The organism is Bradyrhizobium sp. IC3123 (assembly GCF_020193625.1).
Lineage (GTDB): Bacteria > Pseudomonadota > Alphaproteobacteria > Rhizobiales > Xanthobacteraceae > Bradyrhizobium > Bradyrhizobium yuanmingense.
Map to the genome: position 1 here is coordinate 1 of NZ_JADYVF010000072.1, position 408 is coordinate 408.

Consider the following 408-nt stretch of genomic DNA (forward strand, 5'->3'; position numbering starts at 1 on the left):
CTCTTACAGTTTGGCGACTCTGCGGCTTGCGTGAGCAAACCCACCGGCCGCAGGGCAGGAAAGCGCCATTTGCGCCGATCCGACAAATCGCCCTATAGCGCAAACGCCTGTAGCGGGACGATGACGCCCAGAAGCATGGGTGTGGTCGATTTGGGATATGTGGATGAAACGCCAGAAAGCCTCCAGCCTTGCCGACCTGTCCGCACTTGCTGGCGTGTCCATCTCCACGGTGTCCCGCGCCTTGGCCGACAATCCGCTGGTCGCGGTCGCTACCCGCGACAAGATCAAGCAGTTGGCGCGCGAGCATGATTTCCAGATCAATGTCGCCGCGCGCAATTTCCGGCTCCAGCGCACCGGCGCTGTGGGGGTGATATTGCCGTTGGGCCATGAGACCGAGCAGCATCTGAC

The 408-nt window shown here is 61.5% G+C and carries 1 protein-coding gene; it reads left to right on the forward strand.

Features of this window, described 5'->3' with window-relative positions:
- Nucleotides 1–157: 157 nt before the first annotated feature.
- Nucleotides 158–408 (forward strand): LacI family DNA-binding transcriptional regulator (locus I6F20_RS37680; protein ID WP_225131618.1); only part of this gene is annotated, 251 nt, incomplete at its 3' end.